This is a genomic window from Pseudoalteromonas sp. '520P1 No. 423' (assembly GCF_001269985.1).
In the GTDB taxonomy this organism is placed as follows: domain Bacteria; phylum Pseudomonadota; class Gammaproteobacteria; order Enterobacterales; family Alteromonadaceae; genus Pseudoalteromonas.
On the sequence record NZ_BBZB01000001.1, the window covers coordinates 2,306,056 to 2,329,577 of the forward strand.

General features: G+C 35.9%; 18 protein-coding genes and 2 pseudogenes. 16 read left to right on the top strand and 4 right to left on the bottom strand.

What is annotated here, in order from left to right; translation table 11 throughout:
- The first annotated feature begins 99 nt into the window (after window positions 1-99).
- The 5 genes from PSA_RS10570 (at window position 100) to ihfA (ending at window position 5,654) form a co-directional block, all read left to right on the top strand.
- The gene (locus tag PSA_RS10570; protein WP_042151033.1) at window positions 100-1,152 is read left to right on the top strand and encodes a DUF2066 domain-containing protein; all 1,053 of its coding nucleotides are present in this window, start codon (window positions 100-102) and stop codon (window positions 1,150-1,152) included.
- A complete protein-coding gene (gene hda, locus PSA_RS10575; RefSeq protein WP_042151030.1) occupies window positions 1,149-1,865 on the top strand; it encodes a DnaA regulatory inactivator Hda in 717 nt (238 codons plus the stop codon). Before PSA_RS10570 ends, hda begins: the two co-directional genes overlap by 4 nt.
- A gap of 91 nt (window positions 1,866-1,956) precedes the next feature.
- The gene (pheS, locus tag PSA_RS10580; RefSeq protein WP_042151025.1) at window positions 1,957-2,937 is read left to right on the top strand and encodes a phenylalanine--tRNA ligase subunit alpha; all 981 of its coding nucleotides are present in this window, start codon (window positions 1,957-1,959) and stop codon (window positions 2,935-2,937) included.
- A gap of 30 nt (window positions 2,938-2,967) precedes the next feature.
- Window positions 2,968-5,355 carry a phenylalanine--tRNA ligase subunit beta gene (gene pheT / locus PSA_RS10585; RefSeq protein WP_042151022.1) on the top strand — a complete coding sequence of 796 codons (2,388 nt, stop codon included), beginning with the start codon at window positions 2,968-2,970 and terminating at the stop codon, window positions 5,353-5,355.
- 2 nt (window positions 5,356-5,357) lie between these two features.
- Complete coding sequence (gene ihfA, locus PSA_RS10590) at window positions 5,358-5,654, top strand: integration host factor subunit alpha (protein ID WP_042151020.1); 297 nt, start codon at window positions 5,358-5,360, stop codon at window positions 5,652-5,654.
- 72 nt (window positions 5,655-5,726) lie between these two features.
- On the opposite strand, the gene PSA_RS10595 is transcribed toward ihfA, so the two are convergent.
- Window positions 5,727-6,518, bottom strand: a complete 792-nt coding sequence (locus PSA_RS10595) for a DUF2989 domain-containing protein (protein ID WP_042151017.1) — start codon at window positions 6,516-6,518, stop codon at window positions 5,727-5,729.
- Window positions 6,519-6,669: 151 nt separating this feature from the next.
- On the opposite strand from PSA_RS10595, the gene PSA_RS10600 reads away from it, so the two are divergent.
- The 6 genes from PSA_RS10600 (at window position 6,670) to PSA_RS10625 (ending at window position 14,461) form a co-directional block, all read left to right on the top strand.
- Window positions 6,670-8,115, top strand: a complete 1,446-nt coding sequence (locus PSA_RS10600; protein ID WP_042151014.1) for a glyceraldehyde-3-phosphate dehydrogenase — start codon at window positions 6,670-6,672, stop codon at window positions 8,113-8,115.
- 169 nt (window positions 8,116-8,284) lie between these two features.
- On the top strand, window positions 8,285-9,775 hold the full coding sequence (locus PSA_RS10605) for a sodium:alanine symporter family protein (RefSeq protein WP_042151011.1): 1,491 nt from the start codon (window positions 8,285-8,287) through the stop codon (window positions 9,773-9,775).
- A gap of 109 nt (window positions 9,776-9,884) precedes the next feature.
- Complete coding sequence (locus PSA_RS10610) at window positions 9,885-11,012, top strand: M14-type cytosolic carboxypeptidase (RefSeq protein ID WP_042151008.1); 1,128 nt, start codon at window positions 9,885-9,887, stop codon at window positions 11,010-11,012.
- A gap of 136 nt (window positions 11,013-11,148) precedes the next feature.
- The gene (locus PSA_RS10615; RefSeq protein ID WP_042151006.1) at window positions 11,149-11,475 is read left to right on the top strand and encodes a hypothetical protein; all 327 of its coding nucleotides are present in this window, start codon (window positions 11,149-11,151) and stop codon (window positions 11,473-11,475) included.
- A complete protein-coding gene (locus PSA_RS10620; RefSeq protein ID WP_042151004.1) occupies window positions 11,476-11,757 on the top strand; it encodes a YeaC family protein in 282 nt (93 codons plus the stop codon).
- Complete coding sequence (locus PSA_RS10625) at window positions 11,741-14,461, top strand: DUF349 domain-containing protein (protein ID WP_052380208.1); 2,721 nt, start codon at window positions 11,741-11,743, stop codon at window positions 14,459-14,461. Before PSA_RS10620 ends, PSA_RS10625 begins: the two co-directional genes overlap by 17 nt.
- A gap of 87 nt (window positions 14,462-14,548) precedes the next feature.
- On the opposite strand, the gene PSA_RS10630 is transcribed toward PSA_RS10625, so the two are convergent.
- Window positions 14,549-15,844, bottom strand: a complete 1,296-nt coding sequence (locus PSA_RS10630; protein WP_042151001.1) for an anti-phage deoxyguanosine triphosphatase — start codon at window positions 15,842-15,844, stop codon at window positions 14,549-14,551.
- A gap of 94 nt (window positions 15,845-15,938) precedes the next feature.
- On the opposite strand from PSA_RS10630, the gene PSA_RS10635 reads away from it, so the two are divergent.
- Window positions 15,939-16,514, top strand: coding sequence for a hypothetical protein (locus PSA_RS10635; RefSeq protein ID WP_042151000.1), 576 nt, complete (start codon window positions 15,939-15,941; stop codon window positions 16,512-16,514).
- Between the two features lie 43 nt (window positions 16,515-16,557).
- Here PSA_RS10635 and PSA_RS10640 read toward each other — a convergent pair.
- A pseudogene (locus PSA_RS10640) lies at window positions 16,558-17,096 on the bottom strand (ISAs1 family transposase); the annotation flags it as partial.
- Between the two features lie 23 nt (window positions 17,097-17,119).
- Between PSA_RS10640 and PSA_RS27170 the strand changes: the two are divergent.
- The 3 genes and pseudogenes from PSA_RS27170 (at window position 17,120) to PSA_RS10650 (ending at window position 21,376) form a co-directional block, all read left to right on the top strand.
- A complete protein-coding gene (locus PSA_RS27170) occupies window positions 17,120-17,656 on the top strand; it encodes a hypothetical protein (protein WP_052380207.1) in 537 nt (178 codons plus the stop codon).
- 127 nt (window positions 17,657-17,783) lie between these two features.
- Window positions 17,784-17,939, top strand: a pseudogene (locus PSA_RS27175) (TonB-dependent receptor domain-containing protein); the annotation flags it as partial.
- Between the two features lie 806 nt (window positions 17,940-18,745).
- Window positions 18,746-21,376 (top strand): TonB-dependent siderophore receptor, encoded by a 2,631-nt coding sequence (locus PSA_RS10650; protein ID WP_042150998.1) that lies wholly within the window; start codon window positions 18,746-18,748, stop codon window positions 21,374-21,376.
- Between the two features lie 132 nt (window positions 21,377-21,508).
- Here the strand turns inward: PSA_RS10650 and PSA_RS24535 are convergent, their stop codons facing one another.
- Window positions 21,509-21,664: a DUF2986 domain-containing protein gene (locus tag PSA_RS24535; RefSeq protein WP_082305701.1), complete on the bottom strand. Its 156-nt coding sequence runs from the start codon at window positions 21,662-21,664 to the stop codon at window positions 21,509-21,511.
- A 188-nt stretch (window positions 21,665-21,852) separates the two neighbouring features.
- Here PSA_RS24535 and PSA_RS10655 point away from each other — a divergent pair, with 188 nt between their 5' ends.
- Window positions 21,853-23,229 (top strand): DEAD/DEAH box helicase, encoded by a 1,377-nt coding sequence (locus tag PSA_RS10655; protein WP_042150995.1) that lies wholly within the window; start codon window positions 21,853-21,855, stop codon window positions 23,227-23,229.
- Window positions 23,230-23,522 lie beyond the last annotated feature (293 nt).

Here is a 23,522-nt window from a genome sequence, read left to right on the forward strand (position 1 = left end):
TTTGCTGTTCCTTCAAAGTATTGCCTTTAAAAATACTTTTGATTTGTTGGTTTGTTTGCTTTAGGATCTAATTGTCTTTGAATTATAACTTTGATTTCTGTGTATAAAACTCTACTAATTATATTTCTAATATTTTTTACTTCTATCTCTAAAGGGGTAGAAGTACAAGATCTGTATCAATATAAAATCTTAGTTAACGACAAAACAAGAACATCTCGTTTAGCTGCAAGTAAAGATGCTTTAGGCAAGGTACTTTTAAAGGTCAGTGGTCAAAATATTGATATGACAAGCAGTTCAATTAGGAAAGCAAAGCGAAATATTCCTTCTTATATGCTTAAATATGAATATTTTGACGGGAATAATGATCAACAATTTTTGGTTGTGCAATTTGAAGCGAGCAAGGTAGATAAACTGCTAGAATCTGAAAAGTTACCAATTTGGGGTAATCGAAGACCTTTAGTTGCATTGTGGCTCGCCACAGAAGATGAATATCGACGCGAATTAGTTACACAAGAGAGTTATCCTCAATTAGAGCAGTTACTGATTGATAAGGCATCAAGGCGTGGACTGCCAATTGTCATACCTTTACTTGACCTAGAAGACAGACAATTGGTATCTGTTACAGATGTTTGGGCAAACTTCTCCGATCCTATTATTAAAGCATCAGAAAAATATAATTCAGAAAGAATTGTAACAGCAAGACTATATCAAGATGTTGATAATAATTTATGGAAACTCGACTGGCGTTTTAGTGATGCGTCTCAGTTTTCCTTAAATGAACTTGTAGGTGACAAACAACACATCGTTGGTCAAATGATTGATGATGTTTCAGACAAAATCGCAATTCAATATGCAGTAGAAGCTTTGAGTTTTAATGTAAATGGCCTTTTTGATATAACATTAACTGGGTTAAATAGTTTCACAAATGTTGAGTTAGCTAAAAGACAATTATTAAGTTTTTCTGTCGTTGACTCTGTATTACTTAAAGTTGTCAAAGATAACAAGTTTCATATGCAACTAAGGCTCTCAGGGAGCCCTTTAGATCTCGCTAAAGCACTTGAGCTAGATAGCTCATTTGTTAAATTATTTGATCCTTTGGCTTCTGTTAAAGAAAACCCTAAAAATTCTTATCGCTGGGTTGGTTTACAATAATGACTATTGAACCAATGCAAATGGCCTTACCCGTTACTTTACCCGACGATGAAACTTTCTCGAGTTACTTTGGGGGGGAAAACTCACAGGTAGTAATACATTTAGAATCTGTTCTTGAAAAATCAAAGCAAGATAATAAATTTCAATTTACTTATTTATGTGGCTTAGCTGAATCAGGTAAATCACATTTATTGTATGCTAGTTGTGTTAAAGCGCAGGAACTTGGTCTATCAACTATTTTACTGACAATGAGTGATATAATTGATCTATCGCCAGATCTTCTTTTTGGTCTAGAGTCCATGGATGTTTTATGTATCGATGACTTACAGCTTGTTGCTCAAAAACCAAAATGGGAAAAAGCACTTTTTAATTTTTATAATCGTTTTAATGAAAGTGGCAAAGTTTTAATTTTTGCTGCAGATTTACTGCCAGACATGCTAAATATTGCATTGCCTGATTTAGAGTCTCGTCTAAAATGGGGCACCACATTTCAAATCCGATCTATGAGTGATGATGATAAAGCTGAAGCTCTTGTTAAAAGAGCCAAAATGCGTGGACTTGAATTATCTTTAGAATGTGCGAGATTTCTATTAACAAGATTAAGTCGGGATATGCGTGCTTTAGTAGAAGTTTTAAATAAATTAGATCATGCCTCAATCGTTCAACAACGAAAAATTACCATTCCTTTTATAAAAACAACACTTAACTTATAGTTTTTATGCTCTAAGCTAGCATCTTCTTGCTAATATCAGTTATCATATTGCCCTGAAAAAATATCTGCCTCTTTAAAGAGATCAAAGTCTAATGAATTTAGAAAATATCTTATCTCAAGCGCTGAGTGCGGTTGAGAATGCAAGTGAAATCGCCCATTTAGAAGATGCGCGCGTAAATTACCTAGGTAAAAAAGGTGATATCACCAGTTTACTTAAAAGTTTAGGTAAAATGGACCCTGCTGAACGTAAAAATGCTGGTCAAGTTATTAACCAAGCAAAACAAGAAGTTCAGGAAAAAATTAATGAAAAACGTGAGCAATTAGTTTCAGCTGCTTTAGAAGCTAAACTAGCTGCTGAAACGATTGATGTGACGCTACCTGGTAGAGCAATGCCTATAGCAGGTCTGCATCCAGTAACACGTACAATACAACGTATTGAAAGCTTTTTTGGTGAGCTTGGTTTTGAAGTGAAGTCAGGCCCTGAAATTGAAGATGATTTTCATAACTTTGATGCTTTGAATATTCCAGAGCACCATCCGGCGCGTGCTGATCATGATACTTTTTATTTTAACCCTAAATTAGTATTACGTACACAAACAAGTGGTGTTCAGATCCGTACTATGGAAAATGAAAAACCACCTTTACGTATTATTTCTCCAGGTAAAGTTTACCGTAATGATTACGACCAAACACATACTCCTATGTTCCATCAAGTTGAAGGTTTGATGGTTGATACTGATGTGAGTTTTACCGAATTAAAAGGTATTTTACATGACTTCTTAAGAAACTTTTTCGAAGAAGACATGGAAATTCGTTTTAGACCTTCTTACTTCCCATTTACAGAACCATCGGCTGAAGTTGATGTAATGGGCAAAAATGGTAAGTGGTTAGAAGTATTGGGTTGTGGCATGGTTCACCCAAATGTTTTACGTTCAGTTGGTATCGATCCAGAAAAATACACCGGTTTTGCTTTTGGCATGGGTGTTGAGCGTTTAACTATGCTGCGTTATGGCGTAAATGATTTACGTGCATTCTTTGAAAACGATTTAAAATTCTTAAATCAATTCCGTTAGAATTTCTTAACCAAAAAGAGAGAAAAATAGATGAAATTTAGTGAAAAGTGGTTAAGAGAATGGGTTAGTCCAAATATGGATACCAATGCTCTATCGGAACAACTTTCAATGGCTGGACTAGAAGTTGATGGTATTGATCCTGTTGCAGGTGATTTCACTGGTGTTGTTATCGGTGAAGTGATTTCAGCTGAGCAGCACCCAGATGCTGATAAGTTAAAAGTTACAAAAGTAAATGTTGGTGAAGCGGAACCTTTAGATATCGTATGTGGTGCAGCAAATTGTCGTGTTGGTCTTAAAGTAGCTGTAGCAAAAGTAGGCGCAATCCTTCCTGGTAACTTTAAAATCAAAAAAGCGAAACTACGTGGTCAACCTTCTATGGGCATGTTATGTGCTTTTGAAGAATTAGGTATGAGCGAAAGTTCAGATGGAATTCTTGAATTACCACAAGATGTTGCTATCGGCCAAGATATCCGTGAATACTTCGACCTTGATGATAAAATTATTGATGTTGATTTAACGGCTAACAGAAGTGATTGTCTTGGGCTTAAAGGTATTGCCCGAGAAGTCGGTGTATTAAATAGCCTTGACGTTCAAGAATTAGTTATCGAACCGGTTGTACCAACAATAGACGATATAATTGATATTGAACTTGTAAATTCTGATGCTTGTCCACGTTATTTAGGTCGTGTGATTAAGAATGTTAATCTAGATGCGCAAACACCATTATGGATGGTTGAAAAATTACGTAGAAGTGGCATTCGTTCAATTGATGCAATCGTAGATGTAACAAATTACGTATTGCTAGAACTTGGTCATCCTATGCACGCGTTTGACTTAGCATCAATTAAAGGCGGTATCAAAGTTCGCAGTGCTGAGCAAAACGAAGAACTAGTATTACTAGATGGTAATACAGTTAAGTTAGATGTATCTACTTTAGTGATCGCGGATCACGAAAAATCATTAGCTATGGCTGGCATTTTTGGTGGCGAAAAATCTGGTGTAACAACAGAAACTAAAGATATCTTATTAGAAAGTGCATTTTTCAGCCCGCTTGCAATAGCTGGTCAAGCACGTAAGTACGGTTTGCACACTGATGCATCACATCGCTACGAACGTGGTGTTGATCATCAATTGCAGCATGACGCTATAGAACGTGCAACAGCGCTTTTATTAGATGTTGTTGGTGGTGCTGCAGGGCCAGTTGTTGAAGCTGTTGCAAATGAAAAACTACCAAAGTCAAAAACAGTTACTTTACGTCAATCACGTTTAAATAAAGTAATTGGTCATGTTATTTCTCAAGAGCAAGTAACTGATATCCTAACTCGTTTAGGTTTAACTGTTTCATTTGATAATGAACAGTGGCAAGCGGATATTCCGAGTTACAGATTCGATATAAGCATAGAAGAAGACTTAATAGAAGAAGTAGCACGTGTTTACGGATATAATAATATCCCAAATGTTGCACCAAAAGCAGCATTAAAAATGACACGTCATAATGAAGCTGATTTAAGTACGAATAAAGTAAGAAACACTTTAGTAACATTAGGTTATCAAGAAGCAATCACATATAGCTTTGTAGATCCTAAGGTACAAAGTATCTTACACCCAAGTGCAGATCCGCTTGTATTACCACATCCAATTTCAATCGAAATGTCAGTGATGCGTGTCAGTATGCTTCCTGGCTTATTATCATCTCAAGTTTATAACCAAAATCGTCAACAAGCGCGTATTCGTTTGTTTGAACATGGCTTAAAATTTATAAAAGATGTAAGTGCTGAAAATGGCGTATTGCAAACGCCGGTGATCAGTGGTGTTATCTCAGGTTCAACAGTTGGTGAACATTGGGATATTGCAACACGTTCAGTTGACTTTTTTGACCTTAAAGGTGATGTTGAATCGCTATTAGCATTAACAGCGGATAAATCATCGTTTGAGATCAAAGCTGAGCAAGTTGAAGGGTTACATCCAGGCCAATCAGCAGCGATTTACAGAAATAATAAAAAAGTTGGATTTTTAGGTGCCCTACATCCACAAATTCAAACTAAACTAGATATCAATAACCAAACTTTTGTCTTTGAAATCGAAATGTTAGGGTTAGAAACGCGTAAATTACCATTGGCTCAAGACATCTCAAAGTTCCCTGCGAACCGCCGAGATATCGCAATTGTAGTCAAAGAAGAGGTAAATTCAGGTGAAATTCTAACAATGATAGAAAATGTTGGCGGAAATCAACTGGTTGAGCTAAACTTGTTCGATGTGTACAAGGGGAAAGGAATTGACTCTGGTTATAAGAGTCTTGCAATTGCCCTAACACTACAAAATGTTGAGCGGACTCTTGAAGAGAAAGATATCAACTTAGTGGTTGACCAAGTGGTGGCCTCATTGGCCGAAAAATTTAATGCTTCCTTGAGGGACTAAATATGGCGCTTACAAAAGCCGACATAGCAGAACACCTTTTTGTAAAATTGGGGATCAATAAGAAAGATGCCAAAGAAATAGTTGAAACTTTTTTTGAGAAAATTCGCTCTGCTCTAGAGAATGGTGAACAAATTAAGCTTTCAGGTTTCGGCAACTTTGATCTTCGTGATAAAAGTGAACGACCGGGTAGAAACCCTAAAACGGGTGAAGATATTCCTATTGCGGCTCGTCGTGTTGTAACCTTCCGCCCTGGGCAAAAGCTCAAAACAAGGGTAGAAGTTGGAACTAGCAATAAGTAATTGTGTGTTTCAAAAGTAAAAAAGGTAGCTATTAGCTACCTTTTTTATTGGGTTAAATTCTTAAAGTTAAAATTACCTAGGAGAGAAAAAAGTACCACTCTCTATTTGCTCTAGTGTCTTATTGGCTAGTTTCTCTAAATTGCCTAAAGACTTTCCTTGTGTCTCCAACATATGTTCTAACGGTGTAATCTCAATATTTTCAATACAGGACTCTTTTGCTATCAAGGCCCAAATATAAGCATGTTTATACTTTTTTTGTTTATAAAATATATTCACTAGCGTTTTATAAATTTCATTGTTTGGAGTGCCATGTTCGGGATTTAGTTCTAAAGCACGGTATAATAAATTTACGGTTTTTTCTAAATCAAATTTAATATAATAGGTCGCTAATAAAAATTGCATTTGGGTATTTTTCATTGACTCAGTGTTTTCTAAACTCAAAAACTTATTTAAAGCTGCTTCATCATTTGTTTGAGACCATTGATAATAGAGTATGCCCGGATGGGAGGTATCTTTTGTTTCAGCAATAAGGCGCTTTATTTCTCTTAAGCTGGTCATATAGCCTTTTATTCGCGAGTTTTTCTTTTCTTTTAATTTAATATGTTCAATTTGGGACGCTAAATGTATACAACTGGAGTATTCTTCAAAATCTAGCAACAAATTATATTTGTTTTCATCTGATGGGTCTTTATTTTCTAAATGGCGTTTAACAATGACTTCAGAGCGAATTGCATTACAGTGTCCATCAGTATTTAAGTCACTACAAAAGCTTTCATTTACATCACATACTTCACGCACTGTTATTTGCCTTTCGCAACCAATTAGCAATAACGGTGCAAAAATTAATGCGTATTTGATCTTCATCCTAATTGTAATTCCCTTATTTGTTTTATGCATTTAGTTTAGCGTAATCAAATCAATGATGACAGGGCTAGAGAAAAAATGAATTTTCAATTATAATATGCGCGCCCATAGGGGCAATCCGTTCAAAATTTGTTTATATTAGGCAGAAAAAATGACTTCATCTCACGAACAAGATTATCAGAATAGTTGGCAGGAACGCCAAGATTACGCTGAAAGCATGCAGCCAATCATAGGTAAACTTTACCGTAAATCAGGCATAGAAATTGCCGTATATGGTCGTCCACTAGTTAGCGCTAGTACAATTGACGTGATTAAAGCACATAAAACAGTTGCTCAGTTTGAAGAAAATAAGCTTCGTTTACGTGAAAGCTTTCCATTCCTAGAAGCTATCAGCAAAATGGATTTAGCATCAGCTAGAATCGATATCGGTAAATTAGCTTATGCATATATTTATAAAAATGTAGCGGCAGGACGCTCTATTGAACAATACCTAACTGACGAATTAACTGAAATCAATGAAACTTCTCACAACGAAAAACCACGTGACGTTGTACTTTATGGTTTTGGCCGTATTGGTCGCTTATTAGCGCGTTTATTAATTGAGCAAGGTGGTCCTCACGCTAACTTAAATTTACGTGCAATTGTTGTACGTGGTGGCCGTAAAGGTGATTTAGAAAAACGTGCAAGTTTACTGCGTCGTGATTCAATCCACGGTCCTTTTAATGGTTCAATAACTGTTGATGAAGAATTAAAAGTAATCAAAGCTAACGGCGCTTACATTCAAGTAATTTATGCAAATTCACCAGGTGAAGTGGATTACACCGCATACGGTATTGAAAACGCATTAGTTGTTGATAATACAGGTATCTGGAAAGATGAAGATGGCCTAGGTCTACACCTTAAATCTAAAGGTACTTCAAAAGTATTATTAACAGCTCCTGCTAAAGGCGCTATTAAAAATGTTGTTTACGGCGTAAATAACAAAGATATCTTAAATGAAGATAAAATAGTATCAGCAGCAAGCTGTACAACAAATGCTATCACTCCAACTTTAAAAGCATTAAATGACAAGTTTGGTATTGAAAACGGTCATGTTGAAACGGTTCACTCTTACACAAATGATCAAAACCTAATTGATAATTATCATTCAGCTGAGCGTCGAGGACGTGCTGCTGCATTAAATATGGTAATTACATCTACCGGTGCTGCAAAAGCAGTATCAAAAGCTTTACCTGAATTAGAAGGTAAATTAACGGGTAATGCTATCCGTGTACCTACACCTAATGTTTCAATGGCTATTTTAAACATCAACCTTAAAAATGAAACAACGGTTGAAGAGCTAAATGAATATTTACGTGAAACAGCACTTTACTCTGATCTACGTGATCAGATTGATTACACTGCTTCAACTGAAATCGTTTCTACAGATTTAGTTGGCAGCCGTTACGCAGGAGTTGTAGATTCACAAGCAACAATTGTTGATGGTAAACGTGTAGTACTTTACGTTTGGTATGATAATGAGTTTGGTTATAGCTGTCAGGTAGTACGTGTAATGCGTGATATGGCTGAAGTTACTCACCCAAGCTTACCAAGATAGATAGTAAATAAGATATAAATGCTGTTCAATTAATTGAACAGCTTTTTTTTTATCTAAATTTTAATTTATCTCATTTATCAGAGATGTCATCTCGTTTATTGATCACACCTAACTGGGTGTGATACTTTACCCGCAATTAACATAATTATAATAAAAACGGAGTATACAAGTGCAAGAAATAGTCACTTTTTTAAATAGTATTATCTGGAGCCCGGTTTTAATTTATCTATGCCTAGGCACTGGTTTATTTTTCTCTGTTATGACACGTTTTGTGCAATTGAGATTATTCAAAGAAATGTTCCGCTTGTTATTGTCTGGTAAAAGTTCAGAAAAGGGGATCTCTTCTTTTCAAGCTTTAGCGGTCTCATTATCTGGCCGTGTTGGTACGGGTAACATTGCAGGTGTTGCAGCAGCAATTGGTTTTGGTGGCCCAGGTGCCGTATTTTGGATGTGGGTGGTTGCGTTTTTAGGATCTTCTACTGCATACATCGAATCAACACTTGCCCAAATTTATAAAGAAGAAACAGACGGTCAATACCGTGGTGGTCCAGCTTATTATATTGAAAAAGCGATGGGGCAAAAATGGTATGCTTGGTTCTTTGCAATCGCAACTATTATAGCAACTGGATTGCTTTTGCCTATGGTACAGTCTAATGGTATTGGTGAAGCTGTTGTTCAAGTCTTTGGTCAAGGTAGCACAATAGACACCGCGCTAGGTTCAGTGAGCATGGTAAAAGTATATGTCGCTACTGGTATTGTAATGTTACTAGGTTTTATCATTTTTGGTGGTGTTAAACGTATTGCAAACTTTACACAAGTAGTTGTACCATTTATGGCTTTGGCTTACATCATTATTTCAGTTGTAATTATTGTATTAAATATAGACCGAGTTCCAGAAATCTTTATGTTAATAATTGGAGATGCATTTACGCCTATGGCTGGTGTTGGTGCTGCGATTGGTTGGGGTGTAAAACGCGGTGTTTACTCTAATGAAGCAGGTCAAGGGACAGGCCCTCACGCAGCTGCTGCCGCAGAAGTAGAGCACCCAGCACAACAAGGTTTAGTTCAAGCTTTCTCTGTATATATAGATACAATTTTTGTCTGTTCAGCGACAGCATTTATGATCCTTATCACAGGTATGTATAACGTGCATGTGCCAGGCGCTGAAGAAACATTTATTATTCAAAATGTAGCAGCTGATGTTGCTGCAAATAGCCCCGCTTATACACAAATTGCCGTTGAAAGTGTCTTTACAGGTGTGGGTAAGCCATTTATCGCACTAGCGCTATTCTTCTTTGCTTTCACTACAATATTGGCTTATTACTTTATTGCAGAAAACAATGTTTATTATATTAAACGCACTTTAAAACTTCCGGGCTTAACGTTTGCTTTAAAAGTTTTAATTATGCTTGCTACTTTCTACGGTACGGTTAAAGCAGCTGATTTAGCTTGGGCACTAGGCGATATTGGCGTAGGTATGATGGCATGGTTAAATATAATCGGTATTCTAATTATCTTCTTTATGGCAAAGCCTGCAATTAAAGCGCTTAAGGATTATGAAGCACAAAGAAAAGCAGGTGTAGAAACTTATACATTCGATCCTAAAGCTTTAGGAATAGAAAAAGCAGATTTCTGGGAAGAACGAATTAAAAATAAATAGAACGAGCAATAATTCTTTTAAAAGCCATCGTAAGATGGCTTTTTAATTTCCTATTTATGCTAAAATCGATTTTCACACATTATAAAAGAACAGTTAAAGGTTATTTAAAATGAAAATATCAAGTCAATTTGATAGTGGTAACATTGTTGTTAAAGCGGCCCAGAATCCGTTAGATATTCAATTAGAGATACAAAAAGACCATGAGTCAGATTTTTTTCAATGGTTTCATTTTCGTTTAGAGACACAACAAGACCAACTTCATAAAATAAATATCAGTAACCTAGAAAACTCTGCTTACCCAGAGGGTTGGGATAACTACCAAGCAGTTGCGTCATACGATCGTCAAACCTGGTTTAGATTACCGACTTCATATGAAAACGGCACATTAACAATTGAATGTCAGCCAGAATGTTCACATTTATATATTGCTTATTTCGCACCTTACAGTTATGAGCGTCATTTAGATCTTGTTTACTGGGCACAAGGACATGAGATTTGTGAGATAGAAACACTGGGTCAAACATTAGATAATCGCGATATGACAGTTTTACGTATTGGTGAGCCTGCTGAAGATAAAAAGAACATTTGGATCACTGCACGTCAACATCCAGGTGAGACGATGGCTGAATGGTTCGCAGAAGGGTTATTACATAAATTATTAGATGATGAAGATAGCCATGCTGCTGCACTGTTATCTAAAGCTGTGTTTTATATAGTACCAAATATGAACCCTGATGGCAGTGTTCGTGGTCATTTACGTACTAATGCCAAAGGTGTTAACTTAAACCGTGAATGGCAAACACCTACGATGGAAAACAGCCCAGAAGTATTTTTAGTACGTGAAAAAATGTTTTCTACGGGAGTTGATATGTTCTTAGATATTCATGGTGATGAAGCATTACCATATAATTTCGTAGCTGGCTCTGAAGGGATCCCTAGTTATGATGATAAAATGAAGTCATTAGAAGAGTCATTTAAGTCTGCATTGCTTACAATTACCCCAGAATTTCAGGATGAGTTTGGTTACGATAAAGACGAGCCTGGTAAAGCAAATTTAACTGTGGGTTCTTGTTGGGTTGCAGAAGAATTTAAATGTTTATCTTACACAATTGAGATGCCTTTTAAAGATAATATCAATTTACCAGATGCAGATTACGGTTGGTCTGATAGACGTTCATATTCATTTGGTCAAGATACATTAGCTGCAATCGTAAATGTTGTTGATGAGCTAAGATAAAGACCTTGCATTTAAATGCACTAGTTTAAAAGACAAAGGCGACTAAGCCTGATAGAATAAACAGCGCTCAATAGAGCGCTTTTTTATTCTTTTTATTTTATTCAAGTGCTGATATGCATATAAAGGAGCTTTATAGATGGCAATTATCGCCTGCCCAAGTTGTGCTAAGCAAATTTCAGATAAACATCAGCAGTGCCCACATTGTGAAATTAATATAAATAACTTAGATAACGAAGAGAAAAAAAGAATTGCTTCAGAAGTTAAACTTAAGAAAAAACAGCAAATTATGAATCATTCTTTTCTTGCTTTGATTATCTTTTTATCAGGTTTTTTAGTTTTATATACGCGTGCCCCAGAGCAAGATTCAGTAGAGTTATTGATCAGTCAATCAGCCATCGCAATTGGTTTTATTTGGTATTTGATTAATCGCATTCGCCTTTTATTTGTAAAGAAGACTAAATAAATGAATTTAGAACACCTGATTAGTAATATCACCCCAGAATTATTCGAGCGTTTAAAATATGGTGCTGCAACAGGGCGTTGGCCTGATGGTGTTGCTTTATCCGATGCACAAAAAGAACAAACAGTGCAGTTAGTCATGCTTTATCAAGCAAAAGTAGAACAATCAAACGAACAGTTTACTATTTCAAGTGATGGTGAAATGGTTATGAAATCAAAACGCGAACTAAAGTCACAATTTGCAGAACAAAAAGAGATAGCAAGGTTTAATGAAAATGATATTTAAGCAGTTATTCACCCCTAAATGGAAACACCCTAAACTTTCAGTAAGATTAGGTGCTGTAGATAAATTAAATATTAGCGATGAAAAAGACGCAAAAATATTAGATACGCTCGCATTTTCTGATGAAGCTGTAGAAGTAAGAAAAGAAGCACTAAATAAGCTTAATGATATTAGCATTTGGTATAAAGCATTTAAAAAAGATCAGTCAAATGGCATAAAAGATTTGGCTGAGCAGCATGTTTCTAAAGCTGTATTAAGAAGTGACGAAAGTCTACCATCACAAATCAAGTCAGAATATATTGATACTTGTAATAAGAATTCTTTATTAGAGAAACTCGCATTGGGTGATAAATGCCAGAGTTTAAGGATTAAATTGCTAAAACGCTTAGCAAAAGCAACTTTAATAGAAACTGCATTTAAACAAGGTGATGAATCATTTCAGTTGGCGATCCTTGATTTAGTTGAACAGTATAAGTTATTAAAAATTTGTCAAAGCAAAGCTCTAGGTGAAGTAACAACTAAAATTGCAGATATCTTAGCACAGCAAAAACTAGCTAAAGAAATGCCGATAGTTGTAGAAAAAGAAGTAAAACTTATTTTAGCCAAGCTTAATGCCCTGCGTGAAAAAACAGATTATGCACTTGTTAAATCTCAATCAGAGGCATTATCTAAAAGCTGGCAAGCCCTAGAGCTAAAATGGTTATCGGAAGATAAATTAAATACAGCAAGCGTAAAATACTTGGCATTAGAAACAAAGCTAGAAACTGCTTTAGCGAAACTTGAGTATGAGCATAATGAAAAGTTAGCTATAAGAGCTGCACAAGAAAAAGCAAAAGCTGCTTTGGCACATTTTAATGGTTTAATACATAAAATTGACGAACAACTGACGGTCAGTTTATTAACACCATCATCAGAGAGTACAGCTGAGTTAACAGCTCAAGTAAATAACGCTCGAAAAGAAATTAATGATCATACACCAAAACTAGCGGAGCATAGCGGCTTACAAAAATCATTAGATAACTTCTCAAAACAAATTAATACTTTACCAGAGTTAATTCGTTGCACAGAAGCATTTAATGAAGTCCTTGCTCGCTTTAGTACACTGACTATTCCGACAGAGATAGCGCAATTTGACGACGCTTTATCTGCTTTTACTGTTTGGAAAAAAGACATCAAAGCATTACTCCCTAAAATGCCTGCTTCTGTTAAACAAGCCAATACCAATGCATTTAATGAGTTAGTAACGCAGTGGCAAGATGCAACTAAAGAGTTAAAAAACACACTAGAAAATACACGTAAGCAGTCTAAAAAGAAATTGAGAGATTTAAAAAGGCTGCTTGATCAAGGTCGATATAATATCGCATTTGGTGTATTTAAAGGTATGGATGAAATCTACCAAACTTTAACTGAAAACTATAAGGTGAGTTTAGTTAATGATTATGAGCAAATTGAAAAAGCATTAGCAAAAGCACAAGAGTGGCAGCAATATGTTGCTGAACCAAAACGTGATGAAATTATCACTGAATTAAAAGAATTGATTGCCCAAGAGTGTGATGATGCAATATCGCGCTCAACTTTGGTTAAATTATTTAGAAAACGTTGGAATGAGTTAGGCCGTGTAAATAGTGATGATGCTAAGTTAAAAGCGAATGAATTTGACTTATTACTTGAGCAAGCTTTTAGCCCTTGTAGAGCATTTTTTGCAGAACAAGAAGCACAAAGAAAAACACATTTGATCGAACGTGAACAAATAATCGAAAAAATGATCGCATTAAATTCTTTACCTACTGACAGTATTATTGAATTTAAAGCGCTTGAAACTGAGTATAACAAACTATCAAAATCTTGGCGTCAAGCTGGATCAGTTGATTCTCAAGTTTATCAAGGGTTATTGAGCAATTACAAAAATGCTGAAAAATCGATAGTATCTCAAATCAGATCAAAACATAAATCTAATGCTGAACTTAAAACCGTTTTATTAGAGCAAGCAACTGAACTGACTTCTAGTGAGGATATTGTTCAAGCATGTGATCAATTAAAGCAATTGCAAGATCAGTGGAAACAAATTGGTTTTGCCGGAAATAAAGCAGAAAATGATTTATGGCAAGCCTTTAGAAAGTGCAATGATGATGTTTTTTCTCAAAGAGAAACGGTTAAACAGCAGCAAGAAAAGCAAATGAATGCACAGAGTATCGCACTTGAAGAGACTTTATCACTACTAACATCACAGTTACCCCAAGCAGTTAACGTACAAGCTATAAATGCTTTATTAAAAGAAGTTAATACTTTTGCACTATTAATACCACATCCATTAAAAGAGATTAAATCTCAAACGAATGAATTAATAAGTAATATCGTCTCTAAATTATCACAACTGGAAAGTGATGCTCAAATCGCGCAATATACTTCATTATTTGATTCTTTAATAAATGAATATACTGTGCCTGATAATTGGCTTAAAACAGTTAAAGGTATTAAGTTATCAAGAGCACAGCTAACGGTTCGTATGGAAATTTTAGCTCAAGTTGAAACACCAGTTTGTGATGCTAAGTTAAAAATGGATGAACAAATAGCGATGTTAAGTGAAAAAATGTTAGGTGAGCAGAATCAATTGAATGACTTACTAGCACAGTGGTTAAATGTATCTGAGTTTACTGAAAATGATGTTACGTTTATCGCGCGTATTAAGCCAATATTCACAGCTTAATTAATAAACCATCTTTATAGATAAAAGCCAGCTGATAATAAAGCTGGCTTTTTTATTTGAACGTTTAGGTTGAATATACTTTTTAAATTATTCAACTTGCGATGAAAATAATCTGTTATGTACTTTATAAGCATATTCATCTGACATACCAGCAATATAATCACATATTACTCTATTACCACAGCCAGTAGATTCGTATAATTCCTGCCATCTAACTTGGGTATTTTCAGGTAATAACCTCATAGGATCACTAGCAAAGGCACCAAACATTTCTATAATAAGCTTTTGACCTTTAAATTCAATTTGCTGCATTTGTGATTGACGTATTAAAAGTTTATTTATGAATCGTTTGAGCACTTGTAAAATCTCCTTATATTCTTCAGGTAAATATAAACTATAAGATAATAATGGAGATGAAAAACCATGGTTATTTTTTGCTATCTTATTTTTGGTAATAAATAAATTAACGAACTCACCAATGGCGTCTTTACGGTCACAATGGTGTTTAGAAAATAACTTTTGTGTGATCCTTGAGATATTCTTTTTGATCCAAGGGCTCGATATTATTTTAAATTCATTTAATGCCACATCTTGCCATTGAGACAAACTAATAATGCCTGTCGCAATAGCATCTTCTAAATCATGGACTGCATAAGCAATATCATCAGCAAGTTCCATGATAGAAGCATCTAAAGACTTGTGAATTGTTTTATTACGAAATTCATCCTGTGGCTTATATTGTCTAATTAAGGCTTGGTCAGAATCGTTAAAAGGCGCTAGGATCCAATCAAAAACAGCTGTATCAGCTGTATATAACCCTTTAGCAGGCTTCCATAAATCAGCTTTAATGTAAGGTAAGTTCGGATCAATTTCAGGCTGCTTGATCCATAATTTATCAATGAACTCAGGATATTTAATAAATCCTAATAAAGTTCTTCTGGTCAAGTTCATGCCAAAATCTTGCGTATAAGGCTCAAGTTTAGAAACAATTCTAAGTGTTTGGGCATTGCCCTCAAAACCGCCACTGTTTCTCATCATGTAGTTTAACGCAATTTCTCCGCCATGTCCGAAGGGTGGATGACCAATATCATGCGCTAAACATAATGTTTCTATTTGACTACGACATGGTAGAAAATCTGTATTTTGAAGTGTGCTTCTAAGTTGTCCTAAGATGCCACTACCAATTTGAGCAACTTCTAAAGAGTGGGTAAGTCTTGTGCGATAAAAATCATCAACTCCTATTCCCATTATTTGAGTTTTAGCCTGCAAACGCCTAAATGCAGCAGCGTGAATGATCCGTGACCTATCTTTTTGAAAAGCAGTTCGATGATCATTTGGTCTATTTTTATCTTCTGTACTACGTCTTTGAAACCAAGAGTTCATCACAATATTCCATATTTATTTGTAACAATTAACATTTTACGTTTTCAAGATTTATATCATAAACTTAGTGTATGCAAATCATAAGGAGGTAACAATGCCTTTACCTATATTTATAATTGGAGCCAGTATCGTAGGTGGATTACTGATAAATGATCAACATAAAAAATATCTGAAAAAACTAGATAGTGATAGATTAGAATACATAACTAAAAATAACATAATAGCCAGATCGCCCTCTGATTTACTACCAAGTAGTAAAAGCCAAAAAATGACCCCTGGTACTATTGTTTGTTGCCATGTTTATGGCGGTTTTGAGCATACAGGTATCGTTATTGATGATAACTTAATTATTGAGCTACATGGTTCAGGTTTGGTTAAAGCTGTATCAGCCAAACGATTTTTATCTAGCAGAAGCGGTGAAACTATTTTTATAGCCTGTAACAAAGTAGGGGAAGCATTTACATTTTATGATGCGATAGAAAGAGCGCAGCAAGAGGCCTATAAATATTATGATTATCACATATTTGAATGTAATTGTTATACCCATACTTTGTCATGCATTATAGGTAGAATAGTAAAACTAAACAGTTTTGAAGATTTTAATACTCAATTATATCAATTAACTCAAGAGTCAATATATTGGGATAGAGCCACGGCTAGCACATTTTAATCCCAGACTCTAACTGGGTTGAGCGATATTCATCGTCTAGCCCTGCCTTTTCTTTTTGGCAGCCCATGGCATCAAGTGTAATTATACTATTTTCAATATCTAACATCGTTAATAGCTCTGGGATTGCTGTAATTTCATTTGTTTTATTACCTACAGCCACTGCCCTAAAACTAGCTGATGCTGACAGCTCCAGGCGCTAACTGTATGAAGGGCACTTTTTCTATCTTTGGCGGAAAAAGAACCTCTAGCCGTTTTACCGTCAATTGCAATCACATTGCAGCCAGTATTTTTTGCAAGTGAGGATATCTAAGACTGAAATGCGTTCTCAATTTCATCACTTTTTAATCTGCACATTACACGAGCGATGGTGTCATGACGCGGAATGCCCGCCTCAAAAGAACCATATTGTCGCAGCCAATCAAGCTTTACATGTCCAAAATTTTCAATGTCTTCCCAGCCTTCAGAGCCAGACATAACAGTACTTATCGCGAGTGATAAGATGTCCATCAGGTTATGCTTTTTACAACGCTCTATGCGTGGATCTGAAATCGAATCAAAGTGTGTCAAAAAAGTCGCGCTCATGTTAATTATCTCAATGTATTATATTGAGATCTGATCGTGACTTCTTTAATTGTTCAGTTTCAGAACGTAAATTAGAAGATGGTTCTATTGAACTTTACTGTGGTGGTTCTAGCTATACACCAGGTGGTCATGTATGGGGTCCAAATGGAGAGTCTTTACAAAGTAACCGAGATAATTCATTTGATGACTTCATAGATGAAGATAAATACAACTACTCAGAAGAAAGCTACCTTTCTACACCAATGAAGCGTTTAAACCTAAAAGGTATCGCTAACTTTGAATACTCAGATGATACTAACCTTTTTTCTGAATTTACATACGCTAAGCGTTGCTCAGGTCAACAAATGGCACTACAACCAGTATGGTTTGATTTTACTTATGAAGAATCTATGGGTGATTCATTAGTAGAGCATGGCATTAATTATCGTGATAGCGTTTCTTACGGTCGTCGTATGTCAGATACGGGTACTCGTGATTTCTCACAAGTAGTAGATACAGTACTTACAGTTATTGGTGCTGAGGTGTATTTGATAACGATTGGTCTTGGGATGCAGCGTTAAACTTTTGTCGTAATGACTCAGTATCACGTTTATCTAACCTACAGCAGGTTCTTTTGATCTAAATGAAGTTTTTGTAGAAGTAGCAGTATCTTTACTTGCTGATAAGTTTTTAGCTGAACAAGTAGATTTAAGTGCAGCAGTTCGTGCATTTGATTACAGCACTTTTGGTAGTGATACAACTTGGAAGCTAGGTTTAACATGGAAAATGAATGATGAAATTATGTTACGTAGTGTGGCATCAACAGCATTCCGTGCACCAACAGTTTCAGAGATACATTCATGAAAATCAGAATCTTACCAGTAGATTACGTTTCCAGACGCACAAGACCAATCTGAAATAACTGGGATGCTAATTACAAAATTCGTTATATCTGAGGAATGGATAGCTTTACATGTTTAAGCGACCCAAGTGATTGTTACGCACCAACAGTACCATCTATAGTTTACCATGATATCAGCTGTTCATACATGATGAGCGAAACTGTTACATTAGCAGCAGGTGTAAATGTTAAGTTCTAAATGTATAAAAGTTTAACAAACTAAACCAAGGCAGCGTTAGCTGCCTTTTTTATACCTATAAGCATGACGTGTAATAATTACTTACAACATTAGGCTAGTATCTCAAGATGCTAGCAAGTTAAAGTTAAATTTGTATTACAGAAAATAAAATTTAAGCTCAGAAACATATTAAATTTTTATTGCTTGGTAAATAACCTAGCTAGCATCTTGGTTAATAAGGTTAACCCTGTTAGGTATTTGTAAATATGAGATAAATACTTGTTTATATGCGTTCGGTTACATATGATAACATTTTGCGCACAAACAATTGCATCTGTTTTTTTTTTGTTGTTGAGTGTGTTTAACTCACTGTTTTTAAAATGTAATAACCCTTAACTACTATAACAATTCTTCACAACTCAAACTCACCTTGTGCTTGGAATTATCATTTGAATATTAGTTGTTCAGATGTTCAGTTACCGTTCAGTTTCAAAGCTCTAAGTTGCATCTCAGCCGGGGAGCAGCAAGACAGCTAATAACTGTTTGCCTCCGTTCAAATTGGTAAATAATTACAACAAGTAGGGTTATAAAATGAAAAAAACACAACTAGGTTTAGCAATCATTGCTGCCGTTCCATTATTCTCAAGTATGCAAGCCGTTGCTGCTGACACTTCAGCTAATGAAATCGAAAAAATCGAAATCACTGGTTCTCGTATTAAGCGTGCTGACATGGAAACAGCTAGCCCAGTAACTATTATTGGTGCTGACGATATTAAAGCATCTGGTGCAACAAGCATCGATGGTGTTTTACAAAAAATGACTGCGACTGGTGGTGCGATGACTAACCCGGGCGTAAACAATGGTTCTGGCGGTAATGCTAGCATCAACTTACGTGGTTTAGGTTCACAACGTACTTTAGTACTGTTAAATGGTCGTCGTATGATCAACTCAGGTACGGGTGCTGCTTCAACAGTAGATTTAAATACAATACCTGTATCTATGATCAAGCAAATCGAAGTGCTTAAAGATGGTGCTTCAGCTGTATATGGTACAGATGCAGTAGCGGGTGTTGTTAACATCATTCTTAAGAAAGACTTTGAAGGCCTAGACATGAATTTTCAGTCTGGTATTTCTGGTCAAGGCGATGCAGAAGAGTCATCTATCGATTTTACAGTAGGTACTTCTTTTGACCGTGGTAACATTGTTTTAGGTGTGCAATATACTGACCGTGGTGAAGCAAGCCAAGCAGATCGTGACTTTTCAAGCTGTCCTATTTCTGAACGTAAAACTGCAAATGGTGACATAGAGCTTTACTGTGGTGGTTCTAGCTACTCAGCTGGTGGTCATGTTTGGGGTGATTTAGATGGTGATAATAACACTTATACTCCAGGTGAAAGTCTTCAAGGTAATCCAGATAGTTCTTTTGATGAATTTACTGATGAAGATAAATTCAATTACTCAACGGATAGCTACCTTTTCACACCTATGAAACGTTTAAACCTAACAGGTTTAGCAAACTTTGAATACTCAGATGATACAAACCTTTTCTCTGAGTTTACTTATTCAAAACGTTGGTCTGGTCAGCAAATGGCACCACAACCAGTATGGTTTGACTTCACTTATGATGAAGAAACTATGGGTGATTCTTTAGTTGAGCATGGTTATGAGACTGGTGATGCTATCTCTTACGGTCGTCGTATGACAGATACTGGTACTCGTGATTACTCACAAGTCGTTGATACAGTAAGAACAGTTATCGGTGCTGAAGGTATATTTGATAACGATTGGTCTTGGGATGCAGCAGTAAACTTTGGTCGTAATGATTCAGTTGACCGTTTATCAAACCTACATAACATGGGTTCTATTCAAGATGATATCGAAAACGGTAGCTTTAACCCGCTAGACCAAGACTCTTGGGTATCAGTGAACATGAACGACTACATCTACACAGAACAAAACACGGGTGGTAGCCAATTGTTTATGATCTCTGCATCGGTTGCAGGTGAGATAATGGAAGTACCAGCTGGTTTCGTAGGTATTGCTGCAGGTGTTGAATCACGTTCAGAAAAAGCTTGGTTTGTTCCAGATTCATTGACTTCTCAAGGTCTTGCAAATGATCCTAAAGTTGAAGCAACTGGCGGCTCTTTTGACGTAAACGAAGCATTTGTTGAAATCGCAGTACCATTATTAGCTGATAAATTCCTTGCTGAGCAAGTAGATTTAAGTGCAGCTATCCGTGCATTTGATTACAGTACATTTGGTAGCGATACAACTTGGAAACTTGGTTTAACTTGGAAAATGAATGATGAAATCATGTTCCGCGGTGTTGCATCTACAGCTTTCCGCGCACCAACAGTAAACGAGCTTTACTCAGGTGACTCACCATCTTATAACCAAATTACTTTCCCTGGTGCTCAAGATCAGGCTGAAGTAACAGTTGGTGGTAATGATCAACTTACACCAGAAGAAGCGGATACTTTAACTGCTGGTTTAGTATATGAGCCAAGCTGGTTTGACGGTCTTTCAATGACAGTTGATTACTATGATATTGCTATCACAAACTCAATTGGCACAATTGACAATCAGTACATCGTTGATAACTGTTTAGATGCTAATACTGGTAATAAGATAAATGAAAATACTGCTATTTGTAAATCAGCGGATATTGAATTCAACCAATCGACGGGTCGTATTGCGTTCAATAACCAACTACAAAATGTTGGTTCTGAAACAACTAAAGGTATTGATTTAAACCTAACTTACAAATTTGAAGCTGCAGGTCTTGATTGGTCAACTGCATTAGATACAAGTTTCCTAACAGAGTCTTCTATTGTTGATGTTGAAGGTAACGAAACTGATTATTCAGGTACTATCACTGCAAACTCGGGTGGTTATGCTGATGTTAAATCTAACCTAACTGTTTCTGTTCGTGGAAATGATTGGGATGCTAGCTACAAAATACGCTACATTGCTGGTATGGATAGCTTCACTTGTTTAGAAAACCCAAGTGATTGTTACGCACCAACAGTGCCATCTATGGTTTACCATGACATCAGTGGTTCTTACATGATGAGCGAAACGGTGACTGTTGCAGCTGGAATCAATAACTTGTTTGATAAAGAGCCGCCGTACTTCACTGGTAACCAAGATTCAAACACTAGCCCTTATACTTATGACGTATTAGGTCGTTACTTACATGCAAGTGTAAATGTTAAATTCTAATTCAACCAATTAGATCAAAAAGGCGACTCATTGAGTCGCTTTTTTTTTGCTTTAAAAATACCAATTTCAAAAATATTAGATCATTAACTTTATAGAATTGGTATAACAGCCATTTAAAATGGTAGTTATAAATTAATCTTCTACTTTGTATTCTTCAGTTTCTTGAGCTGCAATCTTTTCACGTTCTGCTTTAGATACATAAGCTGGTTTGTTGCTTGTGTGTAGTTTAGATTTGAATTTCTTCAGTTTTTTCTTAAAAATGCCGTTAATTTTTTTCTGTCTGTTCATTGTTTATCTCATTCATACAAATTTCTATGTTCGTATTGTAAATGCAAAGCTTAAAATAACAAAGTAAAGCCCCATTTTAATTGAAATGTATCTCCTATATAGCCTGTATTCTTGCTTGATTAGTGCTTATATTGTAAGGTGCTCCTCCTTAACGCTTTGGCGTATTTTATTATGATAAGAGTGAATTTATGAGCTTTACCAAATTGGGTTTATCTGCCCCTATTTTAACAGCGGTCAGTGAACAAGGTTATGACACCCCAACACCCATTCAGGAAAAAGCAATACCTGCAATAATTGAAGGCCGAGACATCATGGCCGCAGCACAAACAGGTACAGGTAAAACTGCAGGATTCACTTTACCCTTATTAGAAAAATTATCAAAAGGTCAAAAAGCTGGCCCAAATCAGGCTAGGGCACTTATCTTAGCACCAACAAGAGAGCTTGCTGCTCAGGTTGCTGAGAGTGTTGAGCTGTACAGCAAAAACTTGCCTTTAACTTCAACCGTTGTTTTTGGTGGCGTTAAAATTAACCCACAAATGATGCGACTTCGTAAAGGCGTAGATGTATTAGTAGCAACACCGGGTCGATTAATTGATTTAATGGGCCAAGGTGCTGTTAAATTTAAAAACCTTGAAGTATTAGTATTAGATGAAGCAGACCGTATGTTAGATATGGGCTTTATTCATGATATTAAACGCATCCTTAAAACGCTGCCTGCTAAACGCCAGAATTTAATGTTTTCAGCGACTTTTTCTGATGATATTCGTCAATTAGCAAAAGGTTTGATCCACAATCCTGTTGAAGTATCAGTAGAATCTAATAAAGCAGCTAAAACAATTGAACATTGGATTCATCCAGTAGATAAAACTAAAAAGCCTGCATTACTAACACACTTGATTGAAAAAAATAATTGGCGACAAGTATTAGTTTTCACGAGAACGAAGCATGGTGCGAATCGATTAGTTAAGCAGTTAGACAAAAGTAAAATTGAAGCTGCAGCGATTCATGGTAATAAGAGCCAAAGTGCACGTACAAAAGCGCTTGCTGGATTTAAAAGTGGTGAGATCCGTATTTTAGTGGCGACAGATATTGTTGCGCGTGGTTTAGATATCGATCAACTACCACAAGTTGTTAATTACGATTTACCTAATGTATCAGAAGATTATGTTCATAGAATAGGGCGTACTGGGCGTGCTGGCGCAAGTGGTGAAGCCATCTCATTAGTTACTGCTGATGACCTTAAAGAATTATCTGATATTGAGTGCTTAACGCAAAAATTATTACGCCGTGAAATTGTTGAAGGGTTTGAACCAATTAATAAAGTGCCTGAAACAACTTTAAATATGAAACCTATCAAGGCAAAAAAACTTAAAAAGCCAAAGCAAAAGCAAAACAAACCGGGTGATAATCAAGGCGAACAAAAAGCAAAGCGTCGACATAGTAATAAAGCGCCACAAGCAACAAAAAAACGTTCTTCTGGGCATAAATCCCAATCTAAGAAAAGTACAGATAACAAAAGTGCTTCACAAGATGTGTGGAAAAATAGCACTAAAAAGCATAAGTAATTAGTCTTTAGCGATAAATTTTAGAGTTCGTTATATCTAAAAATTAATTAGCGATAACTTCGTAGTAATCAGGTGTCATCTTCGAGTTGTTTTATCCCAGATCTCATACACTGATATTAAGCTTTTAAACAAGATCCCCGATAAAAGACTTCCGGGATGACTGGGTTTAACTTGTTTTGGGCAGTACAGGTATTGAATAACTTAATATTGTTTTAGTGATACTTCAGTGACTCACAAATGTCATCTTCGAGTTGTTTTATCCCAGATCTCATACACTGATATTAAGCTTTTAA

Coding starts and splice junctions, on each gene's coding strand:
- PSA_RS10635 (WP_042151000.1), top strand. CDS start 15,939: ATGCCTTTACCTATATTTATAATTGGAGCCAGTATCGTAGGTGGATTA.
- PSA_RS10610 (WP_042151008.1), top strand. CDS start 9,885: ATGAAAATATCAAGTCAATTTGATAGTGGTAACATTGTTGTTAAAGCG.
- PSA_RS10625 (WP_052380208.1), top strand. CDS start 11,741: ATGAAAATGATATTTAAGCAGTTATTCACCCCTAAATGGAAACACCCT.
- PSA_RS10650 (WP_042150998.1), top strand. CDS start 18,746: ATGAAAAAAACACAACTAGGTTTAGCAATCATTGCTGCCGTTCCATTA.
- PSA_RS24535 (WP_082305701.1), bottom strand. CDS start 21,664: ATGAACAGACAGAAAAAAATTAACGGCATTTTTAAGAAAAAACTGAAG.
- PSA_RS10630 (WP_042151001.1), bottom strand. CDS start 15,844: ATGAACTCTTGGTTTCAAAGACGTAGTACAGAAGATAAAAATAGACCA.
- PSA_RS10600 (WP_042151014.1), top strand. CDS start 6,670: ATGACTTCATCTCACGAACAAGATTATCAGAATAGTTGGCAGGAACGC.
- PSA_RS10615 (WP_042151006.1), top strand. CDS start 11,149: ATGGCAATTATCGCCTGCCCAAGTTGTGCTAAGCAAATTTCAGATAAA.
- PSA_RS10595 (WP_042151017.1), bottom strand. CDS start 6,518: ATGAAGATCAAATACGCATTAATTTTTGCACCGTTATTGCTAATTGGT.
- PSA_RS10655 (WP_042150995.1), top strand. CDS start 21,853: ATGAGCTTTACCAAATTGGGTTTATCTGCCCCTATTTTAACAGCGGTC.
- pheT (WP_042151022.1), top strand. CDS start 2,968: ATGAAATTTAGTGAAAAGTGGTTAAGAGAATGGGTTAGTCCAAATATG.
- PSA_RS10620 (WP_042151004.1), top strand. CDS start 11,476: ATGAATTTAGAACACCTGATTAGTAATATCACCCCAGAATTATTCGAG.
- ihfA (WP_042151020.1), top strand. CDS start 5,358: ATGGCGCTTACAAAAGCCGACATAGCAGAACACCTTTTTGTAAAATTG.
- pheS (WP_042151025.1), top strand. CDS start 1,957: ATGAATTTAGAAAATATCTTATCTCAAGCGCTGAGTGCGGTTGAGAAT.